Origin of the sequence: Saccharolobus shibatae B12 (assembly GCF_019175345.1) — an archaeon.
Taxonomy (GTDB): Archaea; Thermoproteota; Thermoprotei_A; order Sulfolobales; family Sulfolobaceae; genus Saccharolobus; species Saccharolobus shibatae.
This window is the reverse complement of the sequence record NZ_CP077717.1, coordinates 1,347,965-1,367,267: the sequence shown is the minus strand read 5'-3', so window position 1 is coordinate 1,367,267 and position 19,303 is coordinate 1,347,965. Positions and strand designations below refer to the sequence as shown.

Genomic DNA, 19,303 nt, shown 5'->3' with positions numbered 1-19,303 from the left:
TTACTATAATTTGTCTGGAAATTATATAACAGCAACGAATGAACTTATAGAAGAAGGGAATCAACCTTTTTTCCAATTTGGAGTAAATAATTTAAATAATTTGAAATTACTGATAATCATTCTCTATTATGGAGGGGGTGAGGGAATATTAAGCTATTATATATGAAAATTATTATAGCTATAGTATTGATAAGCTCAGCAATATTTCTGATATACTCAGGGATAAAGTCTAATCATGAAATTACTATATCCAAGTCTATTCCTATTTCCTCATATTATACTAATATTTACTATATTACAGTATTTAATATAAATAAAACGATACTATTTAATAATCGAACCACAGTAAATACTAATTCAATGTTTTATATTTTAACTAAAAATTTCACAGTAAATGCTATAGTAAATACTACTGCAAATTCTATTAATGGAACTTACACTATTAACGAGAGTATCAAAACTGATTATTGGTCAAAAAGCTTAGGAAGTACAAGAGGAGTATTAAATAAAGAAATGACTATATTTATACCCAATTTTAGCTATTATGAAAATCTAATGAATATTATTGATAAACAATTACAAATTCAAACGGGAGGTTATACTATAATATTAAATATCAGTTTTAATGGTGTCATGAATTATCCTTATGGAAATATACCTTTTAATAATACAAATTCAATTCTAATATATATAGGATATCCCAATGTGACCGTTAACGTAGTTAATGATCCTGCGATATCGGGTAATTTCTATAAACAAGTATATGTTAATCTGGAAAGTGGATATAATTACGCTTATTTCTATTTTGGTGGATTTCTTTTACTTCTAAGTATTGCTATAATTTTTATTAGATTACCCAGTATTTACGATGTTATAAGGAGACAATCAGTAAGAGGACCTTCACCACCACCTACAAACATGTTAATAGAGATAAGCAATTTGGAAGATTTTCTCAGAGTGGTTAAGCAATATGGCAAGGTTCCAATAGCGTTTGATAACGGATTTTATATAATCGATAATGACGTTATTTATGTGTATTATAATAATAGAAAATCTAGTTAATATTAAAAAATAGTTTATTTACAAATAAGGATACTGTATCTTATTAATTTATCTTATAAACTGTTATAGGAAAGTTTGCTGCATGTTTTGCTCAGAATTTATATATATTGAATTATTAAGAAACTATTTATATTTAAATCCATATAGATCTAATAAGTGTTATACTCTAAAAAGGAATTCATGAATAAGAACGCTTATACCAATTTGTTAGTGGCAATAAGTAGTAACGCCTAATCTAAAGATTGGCGTTACCTTCAATAAATAGTTTAGCATTTTTAACGTTAAGATAGTTAACTTACCAATTAGTGGATATAGCGTCTCTTAGAATTGGTGTTAAAAGACTCTATATTAATCACTTTTTGAGAAGAAATACAAATTACAATTATACATTAATATATTATTGAAGTGAAAATAAATGTATAGTAGGCCTTATGTAAAGGGAATTTTTGCTCTTTATGTTATATAAATTCAATCAATATAAACTTTACTCTCCTCAGATATTTTTATATCATCTTAATTATTAGCTGGTCTAACCTGCTATATAATGGTAATATAGGAGCAGAAATCTATTTATGAAAATAAAGCGTTTTATAACATATGAGTAGAAAGAGAAACAGGATGGAGATAATAGCCAGTATTTTAGAAGAATGTAAAGGAGGAATTAAGAAAACTAGACTAATGTATAAAACTAACTTAAGCTATAGATTATTCTGCAAATATACGGGATTGCTAGAAAAAAAGGGTTTAATAACTTTTGTTAACAATGAATATAAACTAACCGCTAAGGGATATGAGCAGTTAAATAGAGTCATGGAATATATTAATCTCTTAAAAAAGCTTAAGGAAATAAGGGAATCTTTAGAAGACTTAAAGGATGAAAGGCAATTAATTAAAAGATGATATAGAGGAAAGAGGAAGAAAGTTTTGTTAAACATATTGTCTTTAAGTACTTTTTTGATTGCAATTATTTTTGGAATATCAGCAGAGGTAGCTATGAGAAAATATATAAGACAAATAGATAGGAAGCAAAAGGAAATCAGTATGAAAAAGACTTTAGATTTTCTCATTTTCTTAACAGAGTTAGTAAGTGATAGCAATGTTACTGATCTGCTCCAAGAAATAATGATATATATTACTAGTATGAAGGGAAAAGATTGGGATCAAATATACAATGCCACAATGAAAAAAATAAAACCAATTCAAGATCAACTAAACGTGGTTTTAAATAAAATTGAAGAACTAATGCGTATACAAAGAATAGCAAAAAACATAAAGCTTTATAGCAAATTATTTACGGAATTACTTATCTTATTAATATCAACTATGGCTATTTTAATACCCTTATCAATGATCACTAGTTTATTAAACTTTTATTTCTATGCAGTATTGTTAGCTATCGGTGAATTCGCAATTGTATTAATTATACTTATACTATTAATAATTAATTATAATAAATTAAATATAAATATAATTAAGGAAAATTCCAAGAAAAACACTACAATGATATATAGAAATAATGTTAGCCTTATCTATTATTAATCGAAGGACTTGTATGTTTTTCATAATAATTTCAATATATTGAAATTTTCATTTATATAAAAAAGCATTTGTTTTGTTTAGTCTTTTTCCTTAACTAATTTTTAGTCTTGTCCCTTGTCCTAAACTCGTTTATATTAACAACTTTACTGTTCGGACTATATTGTGAAAAACACTATATGTGAAGGGCTTAATTAAGTCTAATAACTTTACTGAAATGTTAGTGCTATAAAGTCTTAAAATGGAAGGTAGCTTTTATGCTCGGGAAAACAAAGTCAAAGGAATCGTAGTTCCGATATCCAAACATTTAATAGCTTTTTATCTGAATAGTTGCATGAATAATGAAAGCGTAAAAAATGTTAAAGGAGCGTATTCATTTTCCCATTTAATGGGCCAGTGTTAGTTCTAAATATGAAAAATTGAACTAATCCATAAAGTTAGACTTTTTACTAAGAAATTGTCGGTAATACTAACGTAAACTATCTTAACGGCAAGCCGCTTACGAAAAGCAACGTTGACTATTCAGCAATGAAATACGCATTAAAAATCTAATAAAACATGAACACAGAATCAATTATTTCCATCTAACAGAGTAATGTCCAGTATTAAAGGGAAAGACTAGACTTAACTTAACTGTATTGTTACTATTAAATGGACATTTTATTCTCATATCTTCCAAATTTGTTGAATAAAATATTCCATAGTCTTTGGGATTAAAATGAAATTTAACATTAAGATTGAAATTAAAAATATTTAGAAATAAATTATATTTTATAAATTTCCAATTATTATCTGATTCAATTAAATGAAAATATTTACTTTTAACCGATATTATATTCCACGACGGTAGATCATAATCAAGGTTAAAATTTTTACTATAATTAGAATAGCTTATAATAGATTCCTTGATTCTTATTTTCTCATAACCTATTACTCTTCCTAAGATCTCCTTCACTTCTACTAGATATAATTTACTTGTGGGTATTATATTTATTGTAATTTCAGATTCAGCCTCTTTATGATCGTTATTAATATTGGTTAATATTGAAATGTTATATATAAAGTACTTAGGAAAGTCACCTAGAAGTAATAAACGATTTCTTGTTCTTTTAACTATCTCATTCCTCGTCAAGAATTGGATAAATTTATGCACATTCTTATAATTTTTTTCTTTAAATTCAGAAATATCTAAATAGCCTTTCATCTTTAGTTCCTCAATCGTCAATGCGCAATCATAGAGATTTACCATAATTATATTTACCCCCGAAATATTTTAAGTAATATGGTAAAATTGTCCAAAAATGGTCGATACCAACTCTCAAAATCGTATATACAATCTATCATTATGTAATATATGATCTTTATTTATAATATATTCTTTTTTCCGGGTCTGTTCTCATGCAGTCATCTTATTCTAGAGCATGTAGTAAAATTATATCAGATCCTCCCTAATATTCTTGACTTCCTTCAAGTAGGCCTCATTCAAGGGAGCCATCTCTCTTGAATAGATTATAGTCTTTTTCATAAATAGGCTCTATACGCTCCGCCTCTTATATAAAACATATTATAGTCTTTTTCTTAATAGACGCGAAGGAGAAAATAATATTTCCCAATACAAAATATAGAAAAACATTCAAAGAAGTTTGAATAGTTGATGAATTAAACTTGATAGAACTTGAGAACAAATAATAAAGGAGAATTGATAAAAACCTTTTCATACTAGCTTCTTCCTTCAGTTTCTCGAGCACGTCGTGAAACCTATTAACCCAATAACTTGTGTAATCATGGGTCAAAAATAAATAATAGAACTCCTCCTCCATTGAATCAAGAGCGTATTCAAGATTATAATAAGTATTAACCCAACGCTTCAAGTCCTTCCAGACCAACTCAATCGGATTCAAATCCGGAGAATACGTAGGCAAGAAAAGCAAGATAATACCAAGCTGAGAAACGTAAAAAACGTAAGCATTCTCGTGAAACTTGGCATTATCAAGTATCAACACGATAGGACCGGAATTCCTAACCCTAAGCAAATGAAGAAACTCCACAAATACCCTAGAATTAACATTGGAATTAGTGGACATGAAAAAGGAACACCGTCAAACAAGGGAATAGAAGCGAGAACATTAAGCTTCTTACCGGGATAATCAACGCGAACATTATACACTCCCAACCTTAGAAGGGTCGTGATGAATATCGGACTCATTCATGAAAACCGCCGTTCTTGATAACATTCTTTAGTCCATTTCTCAAAATATCATCAGCATTAAATGCCTCTTCTTGTTAAACTTATAAGGCTTTACGTAGGAAATTCTCAATCTCTTCCTCACATTCCCCAAACTGTTACGTAGCTTGATTTAACGTGAAATTTCTCCTCTATGTAGGCTTTTGCTTCCCATATGGTTTTGCCTTGGAGTTCTTCTGCACTTATTTCCTTTTCGTCAACCTTCTTTTTCCTCCCCTTTCTCTCCTTGTAGAATAGGCATTTTTCTCCTTCTTTGTGGAATTGGTTGATCCATCTATAGACTGTGCTCAAGTGCACTTGTAGTATTTTGGCTATTTTTCTAGTTTTCATTCCTTCCAAGTATAGTAGTATTCCTCTTGCTTTGGTTTCGTTTAGGTTCTTGGGCTTCTTTTTGAGGAGTTTTCTGATCCTGCTTTTTAATCTTCTTGGCTAGTCCATTTCCTGGCATCTCTCCGCTAAATTTGATAATCCCTTCTAGTCCCCCCTTCGCAACTATTATGAAAAAGACTATGGGTTAGCTACATTTGTCACCGTAGGGGTAAGTCTAAACTTTGCTACATATTCTCGTCAACAATTCATCTAAATTGAGAGGAGGTACTTTATTCTAATAGTTAACGAAATTGTGTCTACACTCGTAACTAATAAAGTACAAATAATTAACTAAATCTATACCCTTAATTATGCTAAATTATATATGCTTAAGGGATTCTTTGAAATATATATTATAGGAGGAAATATGTAGACAATTGGTGGTTGAAATCTCTATTAATCAAACTACTGATTGCTGCTATTAGTCTAATAATCGAATCATAATAATGGTTATACCTAATTACTTTCAAATAAATTTTTAGGGTATGGTACCAGAATAGTACTCAGCAATTAATATTCAATCTAAAAAATTTCAACAATAAGACTAGTTGACTTAATGTATACTTTTATTTGAATACTTTTATCTTAGACATTTGTTAGTAATATATTCGAACCTCTATGTTTGAAATATATATTATTATAAATTGGGGTGTCCTCATGTAATCATCTTATTCGATATCTATTAGTAAAAAATATAACAGGTTAGGAGTTCTGACATTAAGAGAGACTAGAGATGTAGACATCGGGGAAAAGAAACTAAAGTCTAAATTCAATTTTATTTTTTAAAAAATTACATCAACAAATTACCAAATTATAGATCTGTTATATCTAAATATCATTTCCTAACCTTAATATCTATTAAGGATAAAGGATTGAATGTGATTTCATGAAAAGATGAAACCCAAATCCCTATTATATACCTTATAACATAGCCCATTATGTAACTGTGTTTGAATTTTTAGATGCTTTGTTGAATCCGTCAATTTTCTTAGGTGTTAAGTTCATCATTTTTTTAAATTAAAAATCAAGTGCTGATTTAAAGGTAAGTTTCGCGTTAGCCCTGATAAAACCGAAGCAATTCACAAGGAGTTTTCAGAATATTAAAAAAAAGAAACGAATACATGCATGTAACTAAAAATGATTCTTTTTTAATGAAGAGATTAACCAAGTACTATATGCGGAAGATCTGTTATCTTACCTTTTATTTCAATACTTTCTGTTTTGTCTCTACAAACTGTTCAGCTTCAGTGGAACCTTCCATCGCAGTAGTGGACGCTTCTCCCCCAGACGCTATTGTTAACACTAGGTCGAAGTAATCTGTTCCAACCTCTCTCTGATGACTTACAGCCGTATACCCTTCTGTTTGCGCTTGGAACTCTAACTCCTGTAGTCTTACATATGCTGGCATTCCTTCGTTTCTATACGCTCTCGCCAATTTGAATGTATGGTAGTTAATTAAGTGCCAACCTGCAAGGGTTATGAATTGGAATTTATAGCCCATTTCTCCTAATTCGTTCATGAACTTGCTAATTTTGGAATCATCCATAAATTTCTTCCAGTTAAATGAGGGGGATAGGTTATATGCTAACAACTTACCTGGGTAATGAGTGTGAATAGCCTCTGCAAATTGCCTAGCCTCTTCCAAATCTGGCTTAGAAGTCTCAAACCATAATAGATCCGCATAGGGTGCATAAGCTAATCCTCTGGCGATAGCGTATTCAATACCTCCCCTAATCTCATAATATCCCTCTGGTGTTCTTTTTCCAGTTAAGAATTGATTATCAGTCTCATCTACATCATTAGATAAGTATTTAGCATTCAGTGCATCTGTCCTTGCTATTAGTATTGTGGGTACTCCTAATACGTCAGATGCTAGTCTTGCAGCGTTTAGTACTCTTATAAATGCACTTATTGGAATTAGAACTTTTCCTCCCAAATGTCCACACTTTTTCTCCGCTGCCAATTGATCTTCAAAATGTACGCCCGCAGCCCCTGCCTCTATTAGGGCTTTCGTTAATTCGAAAACGTGAATTGGACCACCAAAACCAGCTTCAGCATCTGCAACAATAGGCAGTAAGTAATCAATATCCCGTTTACCCTCACTCCAGGATATTTGGTCAGCCCTTAAAAGAGCGTTGTTTAACCTCTTTACTAAGTTTGGAACACTGTTAGATGGGTATAAGCTCAAGTCTGGATAAGTTTGATTTGATAAATTGTTATCCGCAGCTACTTGCCATCCGCTTACGTAAATTGCCTTAAGGCCCGCTTTTGCCATTTCTACTGCCTGGGAACCCGTTAGTGCCCCAAATGTTGCCACATAGGGCTCAGTATTTAGCAAGTTCCAAAGTTTATGAGAGGCTAACTTAGCTATACTATACTCAATTCTGATAGATCCTCTTAGTTTTACCACATCCAAGGGCTTATAATTTCTCTTTATTCCTTTCCACCTTGGATCTTCGGACCACTCGTATTCAAGTCTTTTTTCCTCTTCACCCCATTTATCTCGGATGTTCATTTTTATATCCTAATCTATATACACACATTTTAATATATAAACTTTAACGTTAAAAGTATATATTCCCCGTGTTTTATTTAAATATATTTTATTAATTTCCTGGTATAAATTAAAAAGTTTCTATATTAAAAGGGATTCATAGTTGATGTTTCAATGTAATATTGTCAAAAAAGAGATGTTTTAGCACGTCTTAAAAACTGAAACTAACATGAGGTCTTTTGCGTGATTATTAGAATTTTCTTTATCTCTAAATGTTAAAATTAAACAGTTTTTAACTTACTTAAAGTCACGACGTATGTCAGCCTTAACTTATGAATTTACTTAACATAAAATTAGGGAAAATAAAAAGTATTCAAACAAGAAGTAATACATTAAGGTAGCCCTATTTAAATTTAAACTTTATTAAAAATTATATTTACTTTAAAAAGAAAGGGAAGAAAGAAAAGATAAACTGCTTACCAGTAATTGTCGTAAACGTAGTCATACAACTCCAATACCCACTTATCTAGTTCTCCTCTTCTTACCTTATCTTCAACCATTTTTCTAAACGAGAATATGCTATCCATGACCTTTGACCTCCTATCCGGATCTAACGGAGATAGTATAAAGAGAATCTTCCCACTATTCATAATGTACTTGGGATATAACAACTGTTTCATTAAAATTTCCATTATTACTGGAGCCATAGCTCTGTCAAACCTTGGGGCTAAATTAATAAGCTCTTCCTCGATCTCAGAGGCGTCAGCGTTAAGAATTTTTGCCAACTTCTGAGCAGCTTCTTTAGCTGACATTTCTCTAAACGGACCCGAACTATAAGCCTTAGAAATTATCTTATATACCTCTTCCACTGTGGTAGTATTATTTGTCTTTCCAAAGGTTTCCGCTATTTTCCTAGCTGCCCTCATATCTTGTTCTTTGTAAAACTCATATGTCCAATCTAAGTGTAACTCCCATAACTTCTCAAATATGTCCTTTATCTTAGTCCCCTTTGTAACCTTTAGAACATCTTCAGCTGGAATCACACCGTCCTTAGTTAGCTTTGGTCCCTTAATGTATCCATCCTTTGTGAAGCTAGCATCCCTATTTATCACACTCCATAGCCAAGAAGTAAATATTCTATAGGTAGCTAGATCATTCATGAATCTTTGCTTTAATTCATAATCATCTATTGCTGCAGCTAAGTTACCATTAAGCAATTGGAAACCATAATTTGCTGCCATATAGAATGCGTGTTGAACGTGCTCCGGTGTAATGTCTCCCTCCGGGATGTCATATAACGAATGCCATAGATCCTTTCCACCCCATAATTCCTTATTAAATAGTAACTTTTCGGGAGTGTTAATCATTTCCTTAGTTATAACCCAAGGTGTTATTTTTCCTCTTTCATCAATTAGGCCAAGTTTTTGGAATAATGCTCTTTCCTCTGGTGTTAATCCACTATCCACAGTAGGTAATTTGGTTCCCTCTACTTCAATATAGTTAACTGGTGCATCAATTATTTTCTGCAATTCCTCTAGGCTTGCCCTTAAGGGTTTACTTCCCGCCTCTACGTAAGCCTCTTCCTTGGTTGCAACCCAACTCTGTCTAAACATATCATAAAGTTTACCCTTTACTTTTCCGTTAATTACCTCCTCTAAAGTAACTTTACCTTCAACTTTATCCTCTGCTACAAATATAAGCCCTATTAGCCTCTCTCTTAACTTATCTAACTTTATTCCCCTTAATGCCTTTAAGTTGTATCTATTTCTCCCGAACGGATCAGTTTGAGGATAAAGCATTACTGCAGCCATACCGCCTACTGGAGCTGAATCGGCTTCACCATTCTTTGCCCCAGCTAATAGCATCATGAGTGCGTTGTATTTTTGATAAGCCATCATGTTTGGTGAGGTCATGGTAATGTTTTGGGGATCGGGAAGTACTTTCTCTTGTAACCACATCTCAATTAAACTTCCCAAGTAGTCCCATCTACCGTTATTTGATTTAATGAGCCTCTCACGAAATATCCACAGTATTATAGGGAAAAATCTTCCCGCATTAACCTCCTCGTAAAGGAGGGCAATCTTAAGCGTACCTATCTTAAGCCCTAGTTTAGACTCAATTCTTCTCAAGATCTTTTCTATTACCAATGCCTCATCTGGTGTCTGTGTTTTAGGCAGATAGAAATATACCCCAGAGCCTACGCTCTTTAGGCTATTGTAATTATTTAGGATATATATGACGGCAGAAACAATTATAGCCGGTACTGGTTTACCATTTAGCGTTATGTCAAAATCCAAGAGGTGCAATCCAGGAAGTCTGTGAAAAATCACGGGCCACTTATCTCTAGGTTTATTTAAGCTATACGTTTTCCCCTTCTCGTAGTAAGGATTTGGAGCCTTACCGGAGAGAAAGAGTTTTACGTTCTTTCTTCCCTCCCATACGTCAGCTGTTGTTTTACCAGAACCAAAGGGGACGTACCACGCAGGTGATGCATCTTCCTCATCTTCCATAACACATGCCACGTCTGAATTTATTTGATTATATGCCCTACTCAGAGGATACCAGGGTCCAGTGATTTCCAATCCTGGGTTATTAAGGGGATGTGCGTCTTTTGGTATCGGTACATTTTCATTTAACCTCCACCTCAGCTTAGACTGTACTCCTAGGAAATTGTCTATCATCCCTTGAATGATTTCCCTAAAGGTTCTCTTATTTCCATCAGCGTCTACAAAGACTTCGTCAAAGGATGGGAAAGCACCCTTAGAGGTCACGGGATCTTTTGATTCTAACCATTGTCTCCTTTTATTAATAACCCTCCTTATCTCATCCGAGAACTCAATTGCGAGCTCCTCAATGAGTTTTTCGACACTTACAATCCTATCGTTTATGGTCTTTTCTCCGAAGAGGTCACTATACTTTTGATATATCTCTCCAGGGATTTTTAAGCTAAAAGACATTTGATCCCCCAATTTTCAAAAGTTAGAGTATACTATTAAATTTTTCTAAAAAATTTTCAATTAGATATACGCAGTACTTTACGAAAGGATTTATCTCTTTTTTGAATACACTTTTTAAGTTTTCAAGGTCTCCTCAAACTGCAAGGATTTTCCTATAAATGTCACATTTTGATTATAAACCATGCAAATAATTTTATAACGTCTATATAATAATTTGTCTCTCCCAGTATCGACCATTAAGTAGTTGTACCATTTTATCGAAAAACGATAACAGTAAGAGATAACAGTAAGATAAGAGCTTATACTTTGCTATAGAGATAACGTTTTAGAGATAAGTTTAGCCCAAGTATTAAGGGAATTATAATTTTATTCTAAAAATTTAAACTTTTTAAAGATAATAAAGGATAAACCACTATGTAGTATAGTTTATATAGTAATAGTAATATGGTAAATGGTAAGTACTACTACCAATGGTGAAACTGTTATTGGAAAATGCCATGTAGATATAATAAGCATTATTAGAAGATGAGACAAGGGTGATTTCTGTAAATTCGACGGAGTCATAATTAGTGAATTGCACAATACTAACACTAGGAGATATTACAAGCGTTACCCACAATGGTATAAATATACCTAGTCTTGAAGCGAGTTTCGTAATTATTAATCCTGCAGGTATGGAACCACTAACGTATCCATATGAAGTTGTTGAAGTAGTGGAGAAGTTAAAGTACGTTCCTACTTGATGTGGCTCAATTACATATACTTTAGTTAGATTGTTAGTAAAACTGAAAAAGTCCGTTGGTGGGATTAATGGAGTATTAGTATCGTAAATTGCTGGTGAATAATTGTTGGTAGTACCGTTTACCTCTAAGCCAGTAACTAGAACTTCAATACAATATCCATTTGGAGGGAATATACCAACGCCAGCACCGGGGGGACAACCATAACCTATCCAATATGAGTAATTTGCAACAGCAATTTGTCCATAAGTATATATCTCAGCAAATTGAGAGTTCACACCATAATCACTACCTAAGTATACTTCCTTCTTTACAGAGAAGGAATTAGCGTTAGCAGTTATTGAAATACCTGCAACTTGCATGTTTATAAAACTCAGATATGTTATTCCAAATGAAATCTTGTAACCACTTTGAGTTGATGAACCAATACCTAGACCGAGATCTCCTGAATAATCGTTTGTGTTTGGATCTGTAACATAAGCTATAGATAATGGTACTGGCCCAAGACTGTTATTAGATGGGTAATACCATACTGAGTTCAAAACATAAACTATTTCACACGCAGTGCCAGCTGATGTAGATGTCGTAGGTACGGAAGTAGTTGTAGTGGTTATTGTATTAGCCTTTACCGAATTCCCATTCCTCCTCTTCACTATATGCTCTACTGGATTTATAAATTCCTTTACAACAGTCTTTCCAATTCCGTGAGTAACGTTATAAGGTGAAACGCTTATAGAAAATGGTTGCGAGTAAATTGTAATAGTACCGTTTGGGTTATTTATGTAGTAAGATGCGAAGCCAACTAACGATGGTGTTATATTATATCCATAATGTTTTATCCAGTGCCCAACATAGTCAGTTAAATTCGATAAAGGTATTGAAAAGTACTTAAGATTAAACCCTTGATAGATCTTCTTAAATACAGTACCATTTTTCGTGGGATAAAATGCAAATAGTGAGACAGAAACGTTAGTGAGCATTTTACTCCCCTTGAAGAAGAATACGTCAATTGAATGGGGGTCAAAGTACTTAGTGTACAAGAAGATTACAGTATTGAAGTTAAGCAATGCTAATAGGACAATCGTTACTGATATTACGGATGCTATAACGATATAGTACTTTTTATTCACTTTTCACTCATCCTTCATTATAACATTGTAAAAGTTATTTATAAAACATATTCCTTAAACCTCTTCATGTTTTCTGGATCATAAGCTGGAATAACAACATCGCATTCTCTCCTCATGTAATCATAGGCGCTTAAACATTCGTAAATGTCCTCAGCAATGCCAATTGGAATATTTTGCTCAAAATTAGCCATTATGAAGGCTGAATCGCTTATACACCACTTTCTCTTATCGTATTCAAACTTAACTAACATGGAACTCCTATGATGACAACCAGTCCACCTTACCTCCACGCCTTTAACGACTTCTTGATTCTCAACTAAGACAATCCTATTCCACGCCTCTTCAAACAGGTACTCCCGTATAAACCTAGGCAAGTAAATGTCTCTATTTAAAAAAGGTGAGGTGGAAGGCGTAACAACGTCCTCATACCATCCTCTTCTAGAAAAGTAGAACTTTGCCTTCTTAAATAAGTGAATCCTCCCAATACTGTAATCTTGAACTGGCGTAATAATGACGTGGGAAATTTCGTCAGTTTTCAAGTTTAATCTCGCAAGGGCATTCTCAATTTTCTCCACGTGTTGAAACTTGCATCTATCGCTTTTAGCCCAATCCCTTAAGAACTTATTCCTTAAGGCTAGATCATCTGGTAATCCAGTATTGACTAAAACGTACTCGTTATCCTCGGTTCTTAAAAGAAAAGAGTAGAATGATAATCTATACCACTTATCGAAATCCCTCATCCAAAAGGCTTCTGCTCCCGGTACTTCACCATGATCTCCGACCTGAATTATTTTAAATAGAGAAACCATGCTTTATCTATCTACTCTGGGAATATTAACTCAAAACCCAAACTAGTGTGGATTATAAGTGTTATTCACATGATGAATGGGTTCCCCTTAGGTGTGTATTAATGATTCTTACAACAAGGTTTGTAGTTGCTGAAAATAATGGTGCAACTGCGCCATACTTATATAATATTACTTATTTGTACCCAGGTGCTTCACCAAGTGCATTCTTCCCATCCAACAATCTTAAACTCGTAGCTGAAACTGTTAAAGGTGAAGCTCAATACAATCCAATTTCAATATGGAGATACATCTTATGGTAGGCTGAGCTTTCCAATACCATTAAGTCCCTTAGCCTACATGCTAGGAGCGTAAATAATAGCATAACTTATAATACCTTAACCTGCTCTAAGTATTGCAGTGTTTATCAGAAATAATGAAGTTTCTGATGCAGTTGCTAACTGTTTTCGATAAGGCGTAAAGTTTATATTATTTAACATCACTTATCATCCCTAGCCTTTTTAACGCTATTAAATAGGCTTATGCCATATGTCTATCCAAAATTTATAAACTTTAATGCTAACATTAGAACAGAGAGTACCACAATGAGCTCTATGAGCAATGTGAGGGGGGAGCAAGGTACTCCATGAAACTCCCCATGTCCTCGAAGGGAGTTAGTCCCGTACACGGCACGGGGAGAGCAATAAGGGGTATGAGGACTAGGGTTAATATCAAATATCATGAAACCTTATGAAAGTCCGACCCCCTATGTAACTATTGGTACTTATCCTTATCCCTTTTCATACACCTATTACATTTACATGATGGAGTCTAACATCACGTATAATATTGGAGGTTCCCATAAACATTTACCATACTACTACTTCTACATAAACTATACTACATAGTTGTTTGTCTTTTAAAGTCATTTTCCAAAAATTTTAAATTTTTAGTATGAGTAACTAACTATTAGTCTAGCCTTACAATGATCAGTAAATTTGATTAATACGGTGCCGTAATTTATATGGTTCCGTATAATTGCTATTTAACACGAGACCCAAGGAAGATGGGAAAGACCTATAGGATACGGTACTCCCAAAATCATTTAATTAAATATAATAATGAAAGATTAATAAATGCCCATTATCTTATATATGATAAAATGTATCAAAAGAGAATGATTCTATCTGAATTTCCATGAAATTAGAGTATTTCTTTCTCATTTTTCTAACATATATGAGAAAATGTGAGAAGAATAACATGAATTATAGTACTACTTCTTAAGTAATACATAAATATTGGAGCATTTTTGAGATTTTTACTTTAAATTTTAGTTAGTTGTCAGATAATTATAAACTTTAGTCACTTAATTTTTATGATATTTCGAAGTGGATTATTTCTGAAAATAGGTTTTGGGTCTACCGGATAGGGAGAAGGAAATTGAGATGATTAAGGAGAGCATTGCAAGAGGTGAGTGAATTGCCGTATTGGACATGAGAAGGATAGAAAAGACAAGCGTTGTTAACGTTGCAGTAAAGGAAAGTGAGGCAATAAAAGTCTCTATTAATCTTATGAGAATACATGATTCAAGAAAGAAGCATTACCCAAAAGACGTTTTAATAAGTTTACTAATTGAGGAGATAAATGAGGCTATAAAGAACTACACAATTTTAGGCAAGGTTGCAAAATTACTTTCAAATATTTTAGGCGTTGAGGAAATACAAGCTAATAAAGTTAGGGCTAAGTTAAAGAAGATTAGGGGTACAGACGTAACTTACGTTATAAGAGAAATGGACTCAATTGCTAGGGATAATAAGAAACAGCTTGCGATAATTTTAGATGAAGCTCAAGAGTTGGCATCTTATAGTATATAATAATCTTTATAACTTAGTTATATGAATATTTCTTATGGGTATTATAGATGAGGCGAAAAGGGGCCAAATAACAGATGAGATGAGGGCAATAAGTAAGCTAGAAGGTATACCAGTAGAGAAGGTCAAAAATAGGATAAGTGAGGGTAAAATAATTTTGATAAGAAATGCGAAGTACCCTAGTAGAAAACTTGTCCCAATAGGTAAGGGACTAAGTACTAAAGTTAACGTAAACATAGGCACTTCAAGTGAGGTTGTAGACTTAGACATGGAATTACAGAAGGTAAAGGTTGCAAACAAGTGGGGAGATACTTTAATGGATTTATCAACGGGAGGAGATTTAGATGCCATAAGGAGGGAGATAATAAAGGCATCAGATCTACCAGTTGGTACAGTCCCAGTTTACCAGGTTTTCATAGAGTCCTTTAAGAAGAAGTCTGGAGGAGCGTATTTTACTGAAGATGAATTACTAAACACAGTGGAAAAGCACTTAAAGGATGGGGTTGCCTTCATGACAATTCACGCTGGAATAACTAAGGATTTAGCTATTAGGGCGTTAAAGAGCGATAGGATTATTCCAATAGTCTCAAGGGGAGGGGACATGATAGCTGGTTGGATGATACACAATAACTCGGAGAACCCCTATAGAAAGAACTGGGATTACGTGTTAGAAATGTTTAAGGAATATGATGCTATAATCTCTTTGGGAGATGCCTTAAGACCTGGAGCTACTGGAGATGCTCATGACGAGTTCCAAATTGGAGAACTATTGGAAACCGCTAGGCTAGTTAAATGTGCGTTGCAAAAGGGTGTGCAAGTTATGGTTGAGGGACCGGGACACGTACCACTGAACGAAATAGCTTGGGACGTTAAGCTAATGAAGAAGTTAACTGGTGGTGTGCCATATTACGTTTTGGGTCCCTTGACTATCGACGTAGGTGCGCCCTATGATCACATAGCCTCTGCCATAGGTGCTGCAATATCATCAGCTGCTGGTGCGGATTTATTATGTTATCTAACCCCAGCTGAGCACTTAGGGTTACCAACTGTTAAGCAAGTTGAGGAGGGAGCTATTGCTTATAGGGTTGCAGCCCATGCTGGTGATGTGGTTAAGTTAGGGAAAAGGGCTAGTAAGTGGGATGACGAGGTTAGTTATTATAGGGGAAAACTGGATTGGGAGAACATGATTTCTAAGCTAATAGATCCTCAAAGAGCTTATCAAGTTTACACTCAGTTCGGTACTCCTAAAGTGAAAGCTTGTACCATGTGTGGTGGATATTGTCCAATGATGTGGGCTATGGATCAAGTTAGGAAGATAGGTTCTTCATCATCCCTATAAGTACGGATTCATATTTTTATTTTCAAACGGCAACACTTTTTTATGGATAAAACAGTTTTAGATGCGAGTTTAGAACCTTTAAAGGGAAAGACAATAGCTGTAATTGGTTACGGTAACCAAGGGAGAGTTCAAGCTAATATTATGAGGGAAAATGGTCTGAACGTTATTATAGGAAACGTTAAGGATAGATATTACGACTTGGCTATAAAGGAAGGGTTTGAAGTTTACGATATAGGTGAAGCTGTGAAGAGAGCTGATATTGCCTTTCTCCTAATTCCAGATGAAATAATGAAGGAAGTTTATGAAAAGAATATTGCCCCAATTTTAGAAGGCAAGAAAGAGTTCGTATTGGACTTCGCCAGTGGATACAACGTGGCCTTTGGACTTATCAGACCACCTAAAAACGTTGACACTGTAATGGTTGCTCCCAGAATGGTTGGGGAAGGGATTATGGATTTGCATAAGCAAGGGAAAGGTTATCCCGTATTATTGGGAGTTAAACAAGACGCATCTGGAAAGGCATGGGATTACGCTAAGGCAATAGCCAAAGGTATAGGTGCGATTCCAGGTGGGATTGCAGTTATTTCATCATTTGAGGAGGAAGCGTTATTGGACTTAATGAGTGAACACACCTGGGTGCCAATATTGTTTGGAGCAATAAAGGCTTGTTTTGACGTTGCTGTAAAGGAATATGGGATATCTCCAGAGGCAGCATTGTTGGAATTTTACGCATCTGGGGAATTGGCTGAGATTGCTAGACTTATTGCTGAAGAGGGTATATTCAATCAAATGGTTCACCATAGCACTACTAGCCAATACGGTACTTTAACCAGAATGTTCAAGTATTATGACTTGGTTAGGAAAATTGTTGAGGATGAGGCAAAGTATATATGGGATGGGAGTTTCGCTAAGGAGTGGACGTTAGAGCAACAGGCTGGATACCCTGTATTTTATAGATTGTGGGAGTTAGCTGTACAGAGCGAAATGGCTAAAGCTGAGAACGAGTTGTATAAGGTTCTGGGAAGAAAAACAAAGTAATTAAATTAACTTTTCTCTTTTTCAAAAATCTTAACTGCGGAGTAAAGCGTTAGGAGTTTAGCCTTGTTACGCTTTAGTATACTGGAGTAATCCTTATTTACATATAAGTCCTTGACTTGTGAACCTCTTAAGGGAATTTTAGGTACCTTTTGCCCGCTCATTCTTAAAATTTGACTAAATCTCTCCCAGCTCATACCCTTAAATTTCATCTTATTGTAAGGTAGCATTGCTTGAAGGTAATCTATTACAGCTAGACTACTCCATAGGGAGTTCAAATCGGAAACAGTACCAATTGAGTACTCAACTCCCTTCTGTGTTAAAATTGGTATATCAAAGCGTAATATGTTAAACCCAACCACGAATAGCCTTTCAAGAACTTTGCTCTTCCCACTGAAGAAGTTCAGGTTGTTTAACCCGACTTCACCAATTTTCCCCTTAATGTATTCATAAAATTTATTTATCACCTCTTTTTCGTTACCTAGATCCCACTCCGTGAAGAAGTGAAAGTACTTTTTCTTATTAGTCTGGTTAATTTCCATAACTCCTATTATTATTACTTTTTCGTTTTGGAAGGGTAAAGTTTGGCGAAATGTGTCAATAGTTAATAATAGCCTCATTTAATATGTTGTTTGAAGAGAGAGTATAAAAGTATAGCTAACCGTGCATAGGAAGATTACGGTATTGACGTTTAACAACGCCGAAACTAAAATTGTTGCTAATACTACAGATGCTATAGCAATATAATATCTTTATATTCACTTTTACTCATTACTGAATATAACATTGTTAAGATGGTTTAAAAAATTTCGTGTTCTTAACTCAATTATATAACTTTACAAAGCAGTAGTACATGCTTTAACATTCAACCATAAGATAATTGTTTAAATATGTATAAGTTAAGTATACAGTATGACCTTCTCAATAGTCATTTACGACCCAGAGGAAAAGGCTTGGGGAGTGGGAGTGGCAAGTAAATTCTTAGCCGTAGGAGCTTTCGTACCTTGGTTGAGACCGAATGTGGGTGCAATAGCTACTCAAGCCCTAGCCAATTTAACTTATGGTGTAAACGGCTTGTCATTACTAGAAAAGGGTTACAGTGCATCAGATACCATAAGAATTTTAACTGACTCAGATCCTTTAAGGGAAAAGAGGCAAATCGGTGTAGTTGACTCTAAGGGTAACGCTTCTGCCTTCACTGGAAAAGAGTGTTATTCATACGCTGGGCATATTATTGGAGATCACTTCAGTGTACAAGGCAACATACTAGCAGGAGAGGAAGTTCTAGAGGCAATGGCTAAGGAAGCGGAGGGTAGGGGTAGAATTTATGAGAAAATTCTCAGATCATTGAAAGCTGGGGAAAGTAAGGGTGGGGATAGGAGGGGAAAGCAGAGTGCTTCAATCATTGTCGTTAAAGCTGTTGATAAAAGTGAGAGGGAAATTGATCCCCTGACTGTAGGGAAATATGTTGATTTGAGAGTTGATGATAGTCAAGATCCCCTAAAGGATTTGGAAAGGCTTTTGGACCTATGGGTAGCGACGTTTATGGAAGAGGAGATGGTTAACGTTAAGGATTACGAGGACAAAATAAGAGATGCGTTAAGGAAATGGGGATATAACGATTTGAGAACTTGGGTTGAGATGAATAACTTCGAGGGGAAGTACACTGGGGACAGGATTGGCAAAAGCGTTTTGAAGATCTTGTTATCAAAAGAGTAGACAACTTATACTGCTTTAATA

The 19,303-nt window shown here is 34.2% G+C and carries 15 protein-coding genes and 1 pseudogene; 9 read left to right on the top strand and 7 right to left on the bottom strand.

Annotated features, from left to right (window positions below; genetic code table 11):
* The first annotated feature begins 171 nt into the window (after positions 1-171).
* From J5U23_RS07550 to J5U23_RS07540, 3 genes are all read left to right on the top strand, one after another.
* On the top strand, positions 172-1,062 hold the full coding sequence (locus tag J5U23_RS07550; protein ID WP_218267512.1) for a hypothetical protein: 891 nt from the start codon (positions 172-174) through the stop codon (positions 1,060-1,062).
* Between the two features lie 597 nt (positions 1,063-1,659).
* Positions 1,660-1,962, top strand: a complete 303-nt coding sequence (locus J5U23_RS07545) for a winged helix-turn-helix domain-containing protein (RefSeq protein WP_218267415.1) — start codon at positions 1,660-1,662, stop codon at positions 1,960-1,962.
* Positions 1,963-1,986: 24 nt separating this feature from the next.
* Positions 1,987-2,601: a hypothetical protein gene (locus J5U23_RS07540; RefSeq protein ID WP_322789634.1), complete on the top strand. Its 615-nt coding sequence runs from the start codon at positions 1,987-1,989 to the stop codon at positions 2,599-2,601.
* A 571-nt stretch (positions 2,602-3,172) separates the two neighbouring features.
* Here the strand turns inward: J5U23_RS07540 and J5U23_RS07535 are convergent.
* From J5U23_RS07535 to J5U23_RS07510, 6 genes and pseudogenes are all read right to left on the bottom strand, one after another.
* Complete coding sequence (locus J5U23_RS07535; RefSeq protein ID WP_218267413.1) at positions 3,173-3,847, bottom strand: hypothetical protein; 675 nt, start codon at positions 3,845-3,847, stop codon at positions 3,173-3,175.
* Between the two features lie 540 nt (positions 3,848-4,387).
* Positions 4,388-5,251 (bottom strand): annotated as a pseudogene (locus J5U23_RS07530) (IS630 family transposase).
* 1,162 nt (positions 5,252-6,413) lie between these two features.
* A complete protein-coding gene (gene aceA, locus J5U23_RS07525; protein ID WP_218267412.1) occupies positions 6,414-7,727 on the bottom strand; it encodes an isocitrate lyase in 1,314 nt (437 codons plus the stop codon).
* A gap of 455 nt (positions 7,728-8,182) precedes the next feature.
* Complete coding sequence (locus tag J5U23_RS07520; RefSeq protein ID WP_218267411.1) at positions 8,183-10,663, bottom strand: aldolase/citrate lyase/malate synthase family protein; 2,481 nt, start codon at positions 10,661-10,663, stop codon at positions 8,183-8,185.
* A 412-nt stretch (positions 10,664-11,075) separates the two neighbouring features.
* Complete coding sequence (locus tag J5U23_RS07515) at positions 11,076-12,533, bottom strand: hypothetical protein (RefSeq protein ID WP_218267410.1); 1,458 nt, start codon at positions 12,531-12,533, stop codon at positions 11,076-11,078.
* A gap of 38 nt (positions 12,534-12,571) precedes the next feature.
* Positions 12,572-13,342, bottom strand: a complete 771-nt coding sequence (locus tag J5U23_RS07510; RefSeq protein WP_218267409.1) for an MBL fold metallo-hydrolase — start codon at positions 13,340-13,342, stop codon at positions 12,572-12,574.
* A 101-nt stretch (positions 13,343-13,443) separates the two neighbouring features.
* Between J5U23_RS07510 and J5U23_RS07505 the strand changes: the two genes are divergently transcribed.
* From J5U23_RS07505 to ilvC, 5 genes are all read left to right on the top strand, one after another.
* Positions 13,444-13,641: a hypothetical protein gene (locus tag J5U23_RS07505; protein ID WP_218260170.1), complete on the top strand. Its 198-nt coding sequence runs from the start codon at positions 13,444-13,446 to the stop codon at positions 13,639-13,641.
* 417 nt (positions 13,642-14,058) lie between these two features.
* Positions 14,059-14,226, top strand: coding sequence for a hypothetical protein (locus tag J5U23_RS07500; RefSeq protein ID WP_218267408.1), 168 nt, complete (start codon positions 14,059-14,061; stop codon positions 14,224-14,226).
* A gap of 579 nt (positions 14,227-14,805) precedes the next feature.
* Positions 14,806-15,192, top strand: a complete 387-nt coding sequence (locus tag J5U23_RS07495) for a hypothetical protein (RefSeq protein ID WP_244988842.1) — start codon at positions 14,806-14,808, stop codon at positions 15,190-15,192.
* 34 nt (positions 15,193-15,226) lie between these two features.
* Positions 15,227-16,528 carry a phosphomethylpyrimidine synthase ThiC gene (thiC, locus tag J5U23_RS07490; RefSeq protein WP_218267407.1) on the top strand — a complete coding sequence of 434 codons (1,302 nt, stop codon included), beginning with the start codon at positions 15,227-15,229 and terminating at the stop codon, positions 16,526-16,528.
* Positions 16,529-16,570: 42 nt separating this feature from the next.
* Entirely contained in the window at positions 16,571-17,566 is a 996-nt protein-coding gene (gene ilvC, locus J5U23_RS07485; protein ID WP_218267406.1) for a ketol-acid reductoisomerase, read from the top strand.
* Between the two features lie 5 nt (positions 17,567-17,571).
* Here ilvC and J5U23_RS07480 read toward each other — a convergent pair whose 3' ends face one another.
* Positions 17,572-18,183 (bottom strand): 3'-5' exonuclease family protein, encoded by a 612-nt coding sequence (locus J5U23_RS07480; protein ID WP_218260476.1) that lies wholly within the window; start codon positions 18,181-18,183, stop codon positions 17,572-17,574.
* Positions 18,184-18,475: 292 nt separating this feature from the next.
* Between J5U23_RS07480 and J5U23_RS07475 the strand changes: the two genes are divergently transcribed.
* A complete protein-coding gene (locus J5U23_RS07475; protein WP_218260475.1) occupies positions 18,476-19,282 on the top strand; it encodes a DUF1028 domain-containing protein in 807 nt (268 codons plus the stop codon).
* Positions 19,283-19,303 lie beyond the last annotated feature (21 nt).

Excerpts from the sequence above, each read along its gene's own strand:
- aceA (WP_218267412.1), bottom strand. The coding sequence starts at position 7,727 with ATGAACATCCGAGATAAATGGGGTGAAGAGGAAAAAAGACTTGAATAC.
- ilvC (WP_218267406.1), top strand. The coding sequence starts at position 16,571 with ATGGATAAAACAGTTTTAGATGCGAGTTTAGAACCTTTAAAGGGAAAG.
- J5U23_RS07505 (WP_218260170.1), top strand. The coding sequence starts at position 13,444 with ATGATTCTTACAACAAGGTTTGTAGTTGCTGAAAATAATGGTGCAACT.
- J5U23_RS07500 (WP_218267408.1), top strand. The coding sequence starts at position 14,059 with ATGAAACCTTATGAAAGTCCGACCCCCTATGTAACTATTGGTACTTAT.
- J5U23_RS07535 (WP_218267413.1), bottom strand. The coding sequence starts at position 3,847 with ATGGTAAATCTCTATGATTGCGCATTGACGATTGAGGAACTAAAGATG.
- J5U23_RS07480 (WP_218260476.1), bottom strand. The coding sequence starts at position 18,183 with ATGAGGCTATTATTAACTATTGACACATTTCGCCAAACTTTACCCTTC.
- thiC (WP_218267407.1), top strand. The coding sequence starts at position 15,227 with ATGGGTATTATAGATGAGGCGAAAAGGGGCCAAATAACAGATGAGATG.
- J5U23_RS07520 (WP_218267411.1), bottom strand. The coding sequence starts at position 10,663 with ATGTCTTTTAGCTTAAAAATCCCTGGAGAGATATATCAAAAGTATAGT.
- J5U23_RS07475 (WP_218260475.1), top strand. The coding sequence starts at position 18,476 with ATGACCTTCTCAATAGTCATTTACGACCCAGAGGAAAAGGCTTGGGGA.
- J5U23_RS07510 (WP_218267409.1), bottom strand. The coding sequence starts at position 13,342 with ATGGTTTCTCTATTTAAAATAATTCAGGTCGGAGATCATGGTGAAGTA.
- J5U23_RS07545 (WP_218267415.1), top strand. The coding sequence starts at position 1,660 with ATGAGTAGAAAGAGAAACAGGATGGAGATAATAGCCAGTATTTTAGAA.